Below are 13,444 nucleotides of genomic sequence, written 5' to 3' on the forward strand. Positions count from 1 at the left end.
AAACGTAGGGCGGATTAGCCGAAGGCGTAATCCGCCCTACGGCTCAAAATCCCGCCGCGAGTCCGTCCTTGCGCGGGTCGGAGCCGGCGACATAGCCGCCATCGATTTTACGCACGAGCTGCGCGCCGCCGAAGCCGAAGGCCGAATCCGGCGGTTCGCGTTCGATGACATGGCCGCGGCTGGCGAGGTCTGCCGCGACATTGTCCGGGACAGCCGTCTCGATCGCCACTTTCAACCCAGCGACATAGCGCCAGCGCGGCGCATCCGCTGCGGTCTGCGGATCCTGCCCCCAGAGCTGCATGCGCAGCATGATCTGCAGATGGCCCTGTGCCTGCATCGGGCCGCCCATCAGGCCGAAGGCCATCAGCGGCTCTTTACCCTGCATGACGAAGCCCGGGATGATGGTCTGGAACGGCCGCTTGCGCGGGCCGACCTGATTGGGATGACCATCGGTCAGGACGAAACCGAAGCCGCGATTCTGCAGGCTGATGCCGGTGCCCGGCACAACGACGCCGGAGCCGAAGCCCGAATAATTCGACTGGATATAGGACACCATCATGCCGGAAGCATCGCCGGTCGACAGGCACACCGTGCCGCCGGTCTTGGGCGCGCCGGCGCCAAAATCCTGCGCGCAGCTCATGTCGATGAGCTTGGCGCGCGAGGCGAGATAGGTCGGATTGAGCAGATGCGCGACGGTAACGTCACGCATGTAATCGAGATCGGCCGCGTAGGCGTAGACATCGGCGAAAGCCAGTTTTGTGGCTTCGATCTGCAGATGGAAGGCATCGCTGCTGTCGAGCACGAGACCGTCAGTGCCGAAGGCGCGCATAATGCCCAACGCCATCAGCGCGGCGATGCCCTGCCCGTTCGGCGGGATTTCATGCAGCGAAGCGTCGCCGAAATCCTGATGGATGGTGCCGCACCAGTCGTTTTTGTGCGCAGCCATGTCGGCTTCGTCGAGCACGGCACCATTTGCGCGTGCGAAATCGGCGATGCGCTTTGCGAGTTCGCCGCGATAGAATGCTTCACCCTTCGTCGCTGCAATCAGCTTGAGCGAATAGGCGTGGCCTGGCGCGCGAAACAGTTCGCCGGCCGCCGGCGGACGCCCGCCGGGCATGAAGGCTTCGGCAAAACCTGGCTGGTTCTTCAACTCCTCGGCACCGCGGCGCCAGAGTTCGGCAATCACCGGCGAGACATTGAAACCATTCTCCGCATAGGAGATCGCTGGCTCGAACAGCTCCGCGAAGGGCAGCTTGCCGAAGCGTTCGGACAGATCGACCCAGGCCGAAACGGCGCCGGGCACGGTGACGCTTTCCCAGCCGCGATGCGGGAAGGTCTTGTGACCGGCAAAACGCTCCGGCGTCCATCCCGCCGGCGACCGGCCGGAGGCGTTGAGGCCGTGCAGCTCCTTGCCATCCCACAGGATGCAATAAGCGTCCGATCCGATGCCGTTGCCGGTCGGCTCGACCACGGTCAGCGTGATCGCGGCCGCGAGCGCCGCATCCAGCGCATTGCCGCCGCGCTCCAGCATGCGCAACCCGGCCTGTGTCGCCAGCGGCTGCGACGCCGCCACCACATTGCGCGCCATGACTGGCGAACGGCGGGAAGCGTAAAGGCCATCATGTCTGTATTGCATCAGTTCAGGCTCTCTTCAGGACTTTGCAGATCAACGCGTCTTCTTATCGTCATTTGCACGAGCCGAACAGACGGGTTGCATATGCCGAATAGACAGGCGGGTCTGCTCACCTCTCGATCTTGCACCGCCTGGTCGCTTGCGCTTACGGTTCCTCGCCTTCCATCAAGAGGATCAGTATGGCCATCACCGTCATCCGCAACGCGGACTATGTCGTCGCCTGGGACGCCGCAAAGAGCAGCCACACCTATGTCACCGGCGGGGATGTCGCTTTCGACGACGGCCAGATCGTGTTTGCCGGCCGCGACTATCAGGGTGAGGCGGTCGAAACCATCGACGGCCGCGGCTTCATGGTGATGCCGGGTCTCGTCGATATCCATTCGCATCCGTCCAGCGAACCGCTCAACAAGGGCTTCCTCGACGAGATCGGCTCGCCCGGCCTGTATAATTCGTCGCTCTATGAGTACATGCCGATCCTGCGGTCCGATCCGGAAGGCGTGCCGGACTGCGTGCGCGTTGCGTATTCCGAACTGCTGCTATCCGGCGTCACCACGGTGGTCGATCTGTCGATGCCTCATCCGCAATGGCTCGATCTCGCAGCGGAAAGTGGCCTGCGCGTCTATATCGCTCCGGGGTTCCGCTCAGCGCGCTGGTTCACGCCGAATGGCACGCTCGTCGATTACGAATGGAACGAGAAGGCCGGCGAAGACGGCATGCTGCAGGCTTTCGCGCTCATCGATGCCGCCGAGAGCCATCCGTCCGGCCGTCTCTCCGGAATGATGTACCCAGCGCAGATCGACACCTGCACGCCGCAGCTGATGAAAGACAGCTACGCCGAAGCGAAGCGCCGCAACATTCCGTGGCAGACCCATGCGGCGCAGTCGGTATCCGAATTCCACGAAATCGTCCGCCGCCATGGCATGACGCCGATCCAGTGGCTCGGCGAACTCGGCGTGCTCGGCCCGACCTCGCTGGTCGGTCACTCGATCTTCGTCGACGACCACCCGCTGACGCCATGGCACACCAAGCGCGACATCGCGCTGCTGGCCGAAACCGGCACCACGGTTGCCCATTGCCCGACCGTATTCATGCGCCGCGGCATCGCGCTGCGCGATGTCGGCCGCTATCGCGCAGCCGGCATTGCGGTGGCGATCGGCACCGACACCTATCCGCACAACATGATCGAGGAAATGCGCAACGTGACGATGACCTCGCGGCTGATGGCCGGGCATCCGCGCGGCCTGAACTCGACCATGCTGTTCGAGGCGGCCACCACCGTCGGCGCCAAGGCGCTCGGGCGCAACGACATCGGCAGGCTCGAGGCTGGCTGCAAGGCCGATTTCGTGATGGTCGACGTCACCCATCCGATGATGCAGCCGCATCGCGATCCGATCCGCAGCATGATCTATGCGGCGGCGGAACGCGCGGTGCGTCACGTCTATGTCGATGGCCGGCAGGTGGTGAAGGACGGCGTGGTGCAGACGTTCGACTATCCCGCCGCGGCGCTGCGGGTGCATGAAGCGCAGATCCGCGCGGAAGAGCGCACGCCGGGTCTCGACTGGGCCGGCCGCAAGCTGACCGAGATCTCGCCGTTGTCGTTCCCGATGGCGTGGCCGTCGAACGAATGAGCCGGTACTTGCGGCATTCGGACTTTACCACGTGCGCCGGCGCCCCGCCCTTTTGCGGGGAGAGGGTTGGGGTGAGGGGCGAGGCACGGCGATTCATCACGCACGGATTCTCGGATCGAAGAATCCTCGACCCGAGAGCGCGAGTATGCGGCAGTTCCAGTGAGGGCCCCTCACCCGCCGCGAAGACGCGGCGACCTCTCCCCGCGCAGAGCGGGGAGAGGTTAAGGCGGGAGAGTTTAGAGCCTATACGCGCTCGATGATGATCGCCGGTGCCATGCCGCCGGCGGCGCACATGGTGACCAGACCGCGCTTCAGGTTGCGGCGCTCCAGTTCATCGAGAACCGTGCCGATCAGGATCGCGCCGGTGGCGCCAATCGGATGGCCGAGCGCGATCGAGCCGCCATTGACGTTGACCTTGCGGCGGTCGAGGTCGAGATCGCGAATGAACTTCTCAGCGACCACGGCGAAGGCTTCATTGATCTCCCACAGATCGATGTCTTCCTTCTTGAGACCGGCCTTTGCCAGCACCTTCTTCGCAGCCGGCACCGGCGCATTCAGCATCAGGGTCGGGTCGTCGCCGATATTGGCCATGGCGACAATGCGCGCGCGGGGCTTCAGGCCATGCTTGTCCGCATAGGACTTCGAGGTCAGCAGCAAGGCTGCGGCACCATCGACCACGCCCGATGAATTGCCGGCGTGGTGGAAATGCTCGATCTTGAGATCCGGATATTTCTGGTTGATCTGCTTGCGGAAGGTCATGCCGCTTTCATCCAGCGGATGATCGGCCATCGCGGCGAAAGCAGGCTTCAGACCGGCGAGACCTTCGGCAGTGGTTTCCGGACGGGGATATTCGTCCCTGGCGAGCACGATATTGCCCTCGTCATCCTTGACCGGGACGATGCTCTTGTCGAAACGGCCTTCCTTGATCGCGATGGCTGCGCGGCGCTGGCTTTCAAGACCGAGCGCATCGAGCGCCTCGCGGCTGATGCCCTCCATCGAAGCAATCGCGTCGCCGCAGATGCCCTGATGCGACTGCGGATGCACCTTGGCGAGCCGCTTGTTGCCCGAGCCCATGCCGAGCGGCGCCTTACCCGCGGCCATATCCTCGGCGGCCATCGCACCGGTCAGCGACATCATCTCGGTGCCGCCGGCGATGACGACGTCTTCCATGCCCGACATGATCTGGGCCGCCGCGAAATTCACCGCAGTGATGCCACCGCCGCAGAAACGATCGAGGGTGGTGCCGGAGGCCTTGATGTCGTAGCCGGCATCGAGCGCGGCCATGCGGCCGAGATCGCCGCCCTGCTTGCCGCGCTGGGTCGAGGTCGACCAGATCACGTCGTCAACGTCGGCGGTGTTGAGTTTGTTGCGCTCGGCAATCGCCTTGAGCACGGTCGCTGCCAGATGCTGCGGATGCTGTTCGGCGAGCTTGCCCTTGCCCACTTTGCCGATGCCACGGGGCGTGCGGACTGCGTCGATAATATAGGCGTCGGCCATGATCTTCTCCCAAGAGTTTTGAAGTGTTTTTCTGACCGCGAGATTGGCCAAGCGACCCGTGAAGTCAAGGTGCGCAGGCGGCATGCACGTCTGCCAAAATTGGCGGGCATCCGGCGCAATTTCGTCCACTACCAGAAAATTGGCACAACCCAGGCACGATATTATAACCATACCGGCGCTATGAGACTGAGGCCGCCGCGCCGCCGCACGCTCATTGCAATTAACAGCCAGAAATCCAGGAACATATCTTCATGGATCAGCCTGATGTCTCCCGCCGACGCTCGCGCATATTTGCGCCCGGCCTCGCCGTCGCAGCGCTTTTGCTTCTGCTGCCTGTAGCGGTGTGGCTGGATCTGACCAATCTGGTTGACGCCGCGCTGCGCAGGCAGGCCAACGACCTGAACTCCGTGATCACCAGCGTGCGCGGTTATTACGCAACCAATGTGGTCGGGCGCGTGCTGGCCCATCAGGGCACGACGCAGGTGGTTCACAATTATGAAAGTGTGCCCGGGGCGATCCCGATTCCGGCGACGCTCTCCCTCGAACTCGGCCGGGTGATCGGCGCGCAGCAGGAGAATATCAACTATCGCTTCGTGTCGGACTATCCGTTCCAGAACCGCGCGCCACACCAGCTCGACGATTTCGAGAAGACATCGCTGCGCAGCCTGCGCGACAATTCCGAACAGAAGATCATCGACACCAGGGCGTCGCTGTTCAGCGACACGGTCCGCATCGTCGCGCCCGTGCTGATGGGCCCGGCCTGTGTCAGTTGCCACAACAGCCATCCGGAAAGCCCGAAGAAGGACTGGAAGGTCGGCGACGTCCGCGGCATCCAGGAAGTCATCATCACGCAGCCGATTGCGGCCAATCTATTTTCGTTCAAGTTTCTGCTGGCCTATTTCGCATTGGCGGCCGTCAGCGGCGTCTCGTTCCTGGCTTTGCAACGCCGCCAGTCGCAGCGCATTGCCGGGATGAACCATGAGCTGGAAGCCAACAACGATTTCCTCGCCGCGCTGTCCATGAAGATTTCCCGCTACATCTCGCCCCAGGTCTATAAGAGCATTTTCAGTGGCCAGAAGGACGTCACCATCCATACCGAGCGCAAGAAGCTGACGATCTTCTTCTCCGACATCCAGAATTTCACGGCGACCACCGAGCGGCTGCAGCCGGAGCTGATCACGCATCTGCTCAACGAGTATTTCACGGAGATGTCGGCCATCGCCCACGAATATGGCGGCACCATCGACAAGTTCATCGGCGACGCGATGCTGATCTTCTTCGGCGACCCTGAAACCAAGGGCGACCGCCAGGATGCGCAGGACTGCCTGCGCATGGCTTGGCGGATGCAGCGCAGGCTCCTCGAACTAAACGCGAAGTGGCGCACCGAAGGCATCGAGGAGCCGTTCAAGGCCCGCATCGGCATTAATTCCGGCTATTGCAATGTCGGCAATTTCGGCAGCGCCGATCGCATGGACTATACGATCATCGGGGCCGAGGCGAACCTCGCGGCACGCCTGCAGTCGATCGCAGAACCTGGCGGCATCGCCATCAGCTATGAGACCTTCGCGCTGGTGAGCGACATCATCACCTCGCATCCGCTGCCGCCGATCACCATGAAAGGCATCAGCCGCGAGGTGGTGCCCTATGCGGTGGACAGCATCATCGACGACAGGCCGGTGCAAACCGATATCGTCGTTGAACGCATGCCGGGGCTGGATTTCTATCTGGACCCCTCCGCCGTGCGGCCCGACGACACCGAACGCCTGCGTTCCGTGCTGAACGAGGCGCTGGCCTCGCTGGATCGCAAGGTATAATCGGCCGCAAAGCTGGAGCCTGAGCGCCACACAGCTGTGTCTATCGCCGGCAAGCAGGTTGCTCCGATTCAGCGAAGCACATAGTCATGGCTGAATCACGCTGCGCTTGAAGAACTGCCCGGAATCAGATGCTCCAAGACGATCTTAGCCTGCAGGACGATCCCGGCCTTGCCGCCATGGCGGACACGCTCGCCAGATCGACCGATTACCGCGTCCTCCGCCGGCTGATCCCGCGCACCGAATTCGCGCCGGCCAATGGCCAGCCGACCCGCTCCGGCATTCTCCTCGACGTCGAGACCACGGGTCTCGATCAGGTGCGCGACGAAGTCATCGAACTTGCCATGATCAAGTTCGACTATCTGCCGGACGGCAGCATTACGCGCGTGGCGGACGTCTTCACCGCATTCAACGAGCCGTCGCGGCCGATCCCGCCGGAGATCACCGAGCTGACGGGCATCACGGACGAGACCGTTGCGGGACACCGCATCGATCCCGATGCCGTCGCCGCTTTCGCCGACGACGCCGTCATCGTCATCGCGCACAATGCGGGTTTCGACCGCAAGTTTTCCGAGCGCTATTGGCCGGTGTTCCAGCACAAGGCCTGGGGCTGTTCGGCTACTGAAGTCGACTGGCGCAAACATGGTTTCGATGGCTCGCGGCTGGGCTATCTGCTCGCCGGTGCAGGTTTCTTTCACCAGGCCCACCGGGCGATCGACGACTGCCATGCGCTGCTTGAGATTCTCGCGTTCGAATTGCCCGATCTCGGTGCGCCGGCACTGGCGGTTCTTCTGGAACGTGCCCGGAAGAAAACGATGCGGGTCTGGGCGGAGCAGTCGCCTTTCGATCTCAAGGACGAGCTGAAGCGGCGCGGCTATCGCTGGAGCGACGGCTCCGACGGCCGGCCGAAGTCCTGGTACATCGATGTCGAAGAAAGCAAAGAGGCGAGCGAGATCGAATTCCTGCGCAAGACGATCTACATGCGCGACGTCGAGCCGCGCGTGCAGGCGCTCAGCGCGATGAGCCGGTTTTCGGTACGAGCGTAATACATCTAAAGAAAAGGCTAGATATTCGCGTCGTCATTGCGAGGAGCCCTTGCGACGAAGCAATCCAGTCTTTTTGTTCTTGAAGACAAGAACTGGATTGCCGCGTCGCTTCGCTCCTCGCAATGACGAACGTTAATTCAATCCAGCCGGCGGTCAGACCGGCTGCAGACCAAGCGCCTGCGCCGCCTCGATCCAAACCGGCAGCTCCTTCTGATACAGCGCATTGGTCTCCTTGAAGCCGAGCGCCGGTTCGAGCACGAAGGTCTTCAACACTTCCTTCACTTTCGGATCGCTGTTGGCGGCGACGCAAAGCTGCGACAGCCGATCGACGATCGGCTGCGGAGTCGCCTTGGGCACGGCCCAGCCCGTGAAGCCGCTCACAGTGAAGAACTTCGACGTCGCGCCCTGCTCGGGCAGCGTTTTCACATTCGGGATGGCGTCGACCTTCTTCGAATGCACGGCGAATGGCACGCCGCGGTCGCTCTGCAGCACACTTTGTGACGCCGTGTAGCTGCCCATCGCGAAATCGATCGAGCCTTCGGCCAGTCCCGTCCACATCGGCGCTTCACCGCGATAATGGATCGGCTCGATCTTGAGGCCATACTGCTTGTTGAGTTCGTTGATCGTCATATGCGGCGCCGAGCCGACGCTATAGGTGCCGAAATTCACCTTGTCGTTCTTGCGCGCGAAGGCGACGAAGTCCTCCAGCGTCTTGACGCCGGATTTCGGACTGGCGACCAGCGGCAATCCGGCGCCGGGAATGACGCTGACCAGCGTCAAATCCTTGTCCATGTCGTAACCGGGCGTCTTCAGCATCACCCGGTTCATCACATAGGTGGTCGAGATGGAGCAGAGAATCGTGTGTCCGTCGGGCTCGGCGCGCGCGACTTCCGCTGTGCCAATGGCGCCGGATGCGCCGGCCTTGTTTTCGATGACGACAGTCTGTCCAACCTGTTTGGAAATATATTCGCCAAAGGCGCGCGCGAGCAGATCGGTCTGCCCACCGGCTGGATAGCTACAAATCATGCGGATCTGCCGCGATGGCCAGGCGGCTTGCGCTGAAGCACCGCGCGCGACGAACGGCATGGCGGCGGCAGCCGACCCGGCAGCAATGAAGTGACGACGATTGATGATCGCAGACATGTTTCCCTCCGTTGTTTTTTATGACGATACCCGATCGCTCCCTCATTCGCCACGACGATAGGCAGGACAGATTGGCGCATTGGAAAAGCAAATCGCCTCCAACTCTGCACGTATCGGCTCACGCCATCTGGATCGCAGCGCGGCAGTGCAGTAGTGTCCGCGCCAACTAAAAATGCCGGACCGTTCGGATCTGGCGCACACATCACGTGAGGGACGAAACACCATGGCGCGGAATATCCTGATTCTCGGAGCTTCCTACGGCTCGTTGCTGGCGACGAAGCTCTTGATGGCCGGTCATAACGTGACCCTCGTGTGCCGGAAGAAGACCGCCGAACTCATCAATCGCGATGGTACTGAAGTGCGCATCAAACTGCGCGACGAACCGACCCACCGCGCCATCTTCTCACGCGACCTGCCAGGCAAACTGGATGCGACCTCGCCGGATCAGGTCGACATATCGCGCTACGATCTGGTCGGCCTTGCGATGCAGGAGCCGCAATATACCAACCACACGATCCGCGTGCTGATGATCAAGATCGCCGCGGCGAAGCTACCTTGCCTGTCGATCATGAACATGCCGCCGCTGCCCTATCTCAAGCGCATTCCGGGGCTGGCCGACATGAAGCTCGAAGAGGCCTATACCAATGCCCAGGTATGGGAACGCTTCGACCCGGGACTGGTGACGCTGTGCTCGCCCGACCCGCAGGCCTTCCGGCCGCCGGAAGAAGCGGCGAATGTCCTTCACGTCGGCCTGCCGACGAATTTCAAGGCATCGGCCTTTGCCGATCCGGCTCACAACAAGCTGCTGCGCGAACTCGAAGCCGACATCGACGCCGTGAAGCTCGACGGCCAGGACGTGCCGGTGAAGCTGAAAGTATTCGACTCGCTGTTCGTGCCGCTGGCGAAATGGTCGATGCTACTCACGGGCAACTATCGCTGCATCACGCCTGAAGAGCCGCAGTCGATCCGCGAGGCCGTTCACGGCGACCTGAAAGTGTCGCAGTCGATCTACGAGCATGTCGATGCCGTGGCGCGGCGTCTCGGCGCCGATCCCGAAGATCAGGTGCCGTTCGCCAAATACGCTAAGGCAGCGGAGAGCCTGCTCAAGCCGTCATCGGCGGCGCGCGCTGTCGCGGCCGGCGCGCCGTTTATCGAGCGGGTCGATCTTCTGGTGAAGTTGATCTCGCATCAGCTCGGCATGACCAATGCAAATATCGACCGCACGGTCGAGGTCGTCGATCAGAAGCTCAACGAGCGGCTGGAGTCCAGCGCGGGAATCTGACGCGCTGGCGTGATGGTGCTGTGATTGAATATTGGCTTCGCGACTGACGTCAGACGCGAAGCCACCACCGCGACGGCATCCCCTATTTGATCGATATGATTTCGAGTTCCTGGGCGCCCGTGCCGACGACGTCACCGACGGCCTTGCCCATGAGCGATTTCGCCACCGGGGACACGAAGGAGATCGAACCAGCTTTGGGGTCCGCCTCGTCCTCGCCCACGATCCGATAGGTCTGCACGCGTCCGTCGTTGCGGGAGAAGGTCACCGTGCTGCCAAAGGCTACCGCGTCGGTCGATGTCGGAGCTGGAACGAGCTGGGCCGTGCGAACGCGGGCCGTGAAATAGCGCATGTCCCGCAACGGGATTGCCGCCTGCCGCCGCCGTTCGTTCACGTCGTCGATCGCGCTCGCGGCGTCATGCGCCTCGCGGGCCTGCTGGAGCTGCATCTCCAGCGCCTGCAAACCGGCTTCGGTCACGAGGTTCGGATGAGGCGAGATCGGGCGGTCGGGCAGCAGGGTTTCCGCAGCCGTTTCGGCACTTTCTTCCTTGGTGAAGGCAACGCTCAATCTCGAACTCCGTATCGACGCGATCCGCCGTGACGCGCAGGAAGCGATTACCCCATTGGTTTGTCAAAACCATGCAGAAATAGCCTGATCGCGTAAATGGCACCCGGAATTTTGCTGCTTTGCGGCACCGGACGGCGACAAGGCAGCCCTGTTCCAGCGGAGGGGCAATCCGATTGTGTTTGCGATCTTCGGGGGTTATGCACTGGCTAGACCGATCCTAAATTGGATCGTGGACGGACCCTGCCCTGACCGCAGGGTCTGACATGCGCCAATGCCGAGCGCCGGCGGCGGTGCATTCAAGCCTCGCAGATCAAGAACGCCGTCAGGAAGGAATTCGTCGTGTCCAAGTCGCCCGTCGTCACCATCGACAACCATCCCGGCCGCTCAGCGCAGACCATCGGCATTGCGCGCATACTCGGCACGGACGAGACGCTCATTCATGAGCCGTCGGTGGGCGTGGTGGGCACCAAGGGCGACAGCCAGTGCTATATGGGCGTGATGTCCAAGGTGGACGCGATCCATGAGAGCCTGAAGAAGCGCATCGGTCGCGGCGAAGGCCAGTTGCCCTATCGCCTCGTGCAGCCGGAATACACCATTGCGACCTCGGACGGCATCCGCAACGGCACGCGCGAAATGCGCTATTCGCTGATCGGCCGCGAAGTGACCAACGACGCGCTGTCGGAGCATCTGAGTGCCACCGGCCTGCTCGGCACCATCGCCGTGGTCGCCTGCGACAAGCCGCCGGTCGGCGCGCTGGCCGCGCTGCTCGAACATAACGAGCCGTCGATCATCATGTCGGACGGCGCGATCCATCCCGGCACCGATCCGGAGACGGGCGAGAAGCTCGACATCGTCAGCGCCTATCAGGTCGCCGGCAATCCCGACGCCGAATATCGCCACCGCATCGCCTGTCATGCCTGCCCGGGCTATGGCTCTTGCGGCGGCATCTTCACCTACAACACCATGCAGACCTTCATCGGCGTGGTCGGCATGCAGCCGCTGCACATGGTGGCGCCACCATCGGACGATCCGCGCCGCCTGAAGGAATTCCCGGAGCAGCTGGTCAGCTATCTCGCCAACATGATCGCCAAGGGCATCAAGCCGCGCGACATCGTCAGCCGCGACTCGATCCGCAACGCGATGATCGTGTCGCTGGCGATCGGTGGCTCGACCAATGTGACGCTGCATGCGCCGGAAATCGCGCGCGCCGCGGGCTTCGCCGACTTCTGGAAGGAAGTCATGACGCCGGCGGAATTTAACTATCTGTCGCAGCACATCGTGCCGGTGCTCACCGACGCTCGGCCGTACGGCAAGTATTCGATGGTCGATATCGATGCGGTCGGCGGCGTGCAGGTGATCGTGCGCGAGCTGATGGATGCCGGCCTGATCAATGGCGACGTGTTGACCTGCACCGGCGAAACGCTGGCCGAGCAGATCAAACGCCTCGAGACCAAGCCGGCCGACGGCCGTGTCGTCTATACTGTCGCGAAGCCCTACAAGCCGACCGGCGGGTTGCGCGTGCTCGGCGGTAACCTGTCGCCGGAATTTTCCGCCATTCTCAAGCTCGCCGGCGTCGAAGGCGGGCTCGAGGACAATCGGTTCCGCGGCACCGCGCGCGTGTTCGAAGGCGAGCGCGGCCTGCTGCAGGCGCTCGACCAGCATCCGGAGAAGTTCCAGAACCACGACATGGTCATCGTGCGCTACGACGGCCCCGTGGGTGCGCCCGGCATGCCGGAAATGCTCGACCCGACCTCGCGTATCACCACGCTCTGCCGCGAGCGCAACATCGTCGTGGGTCTCATGACCGATGCACGCTTCTCCGGCGGCTCGGTGGGTCTGGTCATCGGCCATGTCGGGCCGGAAGCCGCACTCGGTGGTGCCATCGGGTTGATCGAGGACGGCGACGAGATCATCGCCGATCTCAATCTCAACGAACTCAACTGCACGCAGCTGCAGGACCCCGCCATCTATGCCAAGCGCAAGGCGGCATGGGAGAAGGTGGTCGCGGACAATGGCGGCATCCATCCGAGCTGCGGCGAGGCCGATACTCGGCTCTTGCATCGCGCGCGCACAAGCGCCGTGCCCGCCACCCGCGGCGCCGGCCTGCATCCGAACCGCGAGGTTTGGGTGCGCAACCAGCGCGAGGCCACACGCTCCGGTTTCGTGCCGAAAAATACGCATCGTCCGGAAGCCAACAAGGCTTTCTAGACCTGAGGACTGGCAGTTAGGGCCGGGTTTGCTGCAAAGCTCCCGGCCTGAGCCATTTCCCGTCATCTTCCATCAGCTCTTCCCAAGGCGGCCGGAGCATTTTTCTTCATTGGAAGCATGATCACTCGACAAACGAACTCGTTTGTCCGCGAAAACCGGCATCCACTTTTCGGGGTCATGCTCTAACCGTCTCCCGCTTCAAGCATTTTGAGCGCCTCGCGGTTATCGGCGGCGCGGGCATCGTCGATGTAAGCGACGAGCAACCGGTTGATGGCGACCGAATCAAGCAGCCTGAATTCGCGGGGCCTGATCCAGCCATCGAAATAGCTGTCGATATAACCGATGGGGCTATCGCGCTCCTCCACCCAGTTCGGCCCGATCAAACCTCGAGGGTGCAGTTCCCAGTAGCAGGAAATGAGGTGGCCGCCTTGGGTACCACCCTGGGCAGAGTGGCCAAGGATCCGCTGACCGTCGCGTGGCGCCTCACTCATCGGCCGAAGGAAGTGGCCGTATTCACGTAAAATCCGCTCAACCTGCATGCAACGCGATTCCATTCACGGAGGCGCCGACCGGCACCACGCAAACATCTAACGGGTCGCGCGTTTTTTGTTTCCCATGACAGACCGGTCGG

At 62.4% G+C, this 13,444-nt stretch carries 10 protein-coding genes; 5 read left to right on the top strand and 5 right to left on the bottom strand.

What is annotated here, in order from left to right:
* Window positions 1–43 precede the first annotated feature (43 nt).
* Window positions 44–1,636, bottom strand: a complete 1,593-nt coding sequence (locus tag AC1DUY_RS17725; RefSeq protein WP_478115949.1) for a gamma-glutamyltransferase family protein — start codon at window positions 1,634–1,636, stop codon at window positions 44–46.
* Window positions 1,637–1,812: 176 nt separating this feature from the next.
* Here AC1DUY_RS17725 and AC1DUY_RS17730 point away from each other — a divergent pair, with 176 nt between their 5' ends.
* Window positions 1,813–3,261, top strand: coding sequence for an amidohydrolase family protein (locus AC1DUY_RS17730; protein WP_478115950.1), 1,449 nt, complete (start codon window positions 1,813–1,815; stop codon window positions 3,259–3,261).
* Between the two features lie 243 nt (window positions 3,262–3,504).
* On the opposite strand, the gene AC1DUY_RS17735 is transcribed toward AC1DUY_RS17730, so the two are convergent.
* Window positions 3,505–4,758 carry an acetyl-CoA C-acetyltransferase gene (locus tag AC1DUY_RS17735; protein WP_478115951.1) on the bottom strand — a complete coding sequence of 418 codons (1,254 nt, stop codon included), beginning with the start codon at window positions 4,756–4,758 and terminating at the stop codon, window positions 3,505–3,507.
* A gap of 251 nt (window positions 4,759–5,009) precedes the next feature.
* Between AC1DUY_RS17735 and AC1DUY_RS17740 the strand changes: the two genes are divergently transcribed.
* Complete coding sequence (locus AC1DUY_RS17740; RefSeq protein WP_478115953.1) at window positions 5,010–6,572, top strand: adenylate/guanylate cyclase domain-containing protein; 1,563 nt, start codon at window positions 5,010–5,012, stop codon at window positions 6,570–6,572.
* A gap of 128 nt (window positions 6,573–6,700) precedes the next feature.
* On the top strand, window positions 6,701–7,615 hold the full coding sequence (locus AC1DUY_RS17745) for a 3'-5' exonuclease (protein WP_231078344.1): 915 nt from the start codon (window positions 6,701–6,703) through the stop codon (window positions 7,613–7,615).
* Between the two features lie 153 nt (window positions 7,616–7,768).
* Here AC1DUY_RS17745 and AC1DUY_RS17750 read toward each other — a convergent pair whose 3' ends face one another.
* On the bottom strand, window positions 7,769–8,758 hold the full coding sequence (locus tag AC1DUY_RS17750) for a Bug family tripartite tricarboxylate transporter substrate binding protein (RefSeq protein WP_093761630.1): 990 nt from the start codon (window positions 8,756–8,758) through the stop codon (window positions 7,769–7,771).
* Between the two features lie 223 nt (window positions 8,759–8,981).
* On the opposite strand from AC1DUY_RS17750, the gene AC1DUY_RS17755 reads away from it, so the two are divergent.
* Window positions 8,982–10,040 (top strand): ketopantoate reductase family protein, encoded by a 1,059-nt coding sequence (locus tag AC1DUY_RS17755; protein ID WP_478115956.1) that lies wholly within the window; start codon window positions 8,982–8,984, stop codon window positions 10,038–10,040.
* Between the two features lie 82 nt (window positions 10,041–10,122).
* Here the strand turns inward: AC1DUY_RS17755 and greA are convergent, their stop codons facing one another.
* Window positions 10,123–10,605: a transcription elongation factor GreA gene (gene greA / locus AC1DUY_RS17760; RefSeq protein WP_478115958.1), complete on the bottom strand. Its 483-nt coding sequence runs from the start codon at window positions 10,603–10,605 to the stop codon at window positions 10,123–10,125.
* Window positions 10,606–10,944: 339 nt separating this feature from the next.
* Between greA and AC1DUY_RS17765 the strand changes: the two genes are divergently transcribed.
* Window positions 10,945–12,813 carry a dihydroxy-acid dehydratase domain-containing protein gene (locus tag AC1DUY_RS17765; RefSeq protein WP_478115960.1) on the top strand — a complete coding sequence of 623 codons (1,869 nt, stop codon included), beginning with the start codon at window positions 10,945–10,947 and terminating at the stop codon, window positions 12,811–12,813.
* A 182-nt stretch (window positions 12,814–12,995) separates the two neighbouring features.
* Here the strand turns inward: AC1DUY_RS17765 and AC1DUY_RS17770 are convergent, their stop codons facing one another.
* Window positions 12,996–13,352 carry a hypothetical protein gene (locus tag AC1DUY_RS17770; RefSeq protein ID WP_478115962.1) on the bottom strand — a complete coding sequence of 119 codons (357 nt, stop codon included), beginning with the start codon at window positions 13,350–13,352 and terminating at the stop codon, window positions 12,996–12,998.
* Window positions 13,353–13,444: the final 92 nt, after the last annotated feature.

The organism is Tardiphaga sp. P4_G1, from assembly GCF_056401215.1.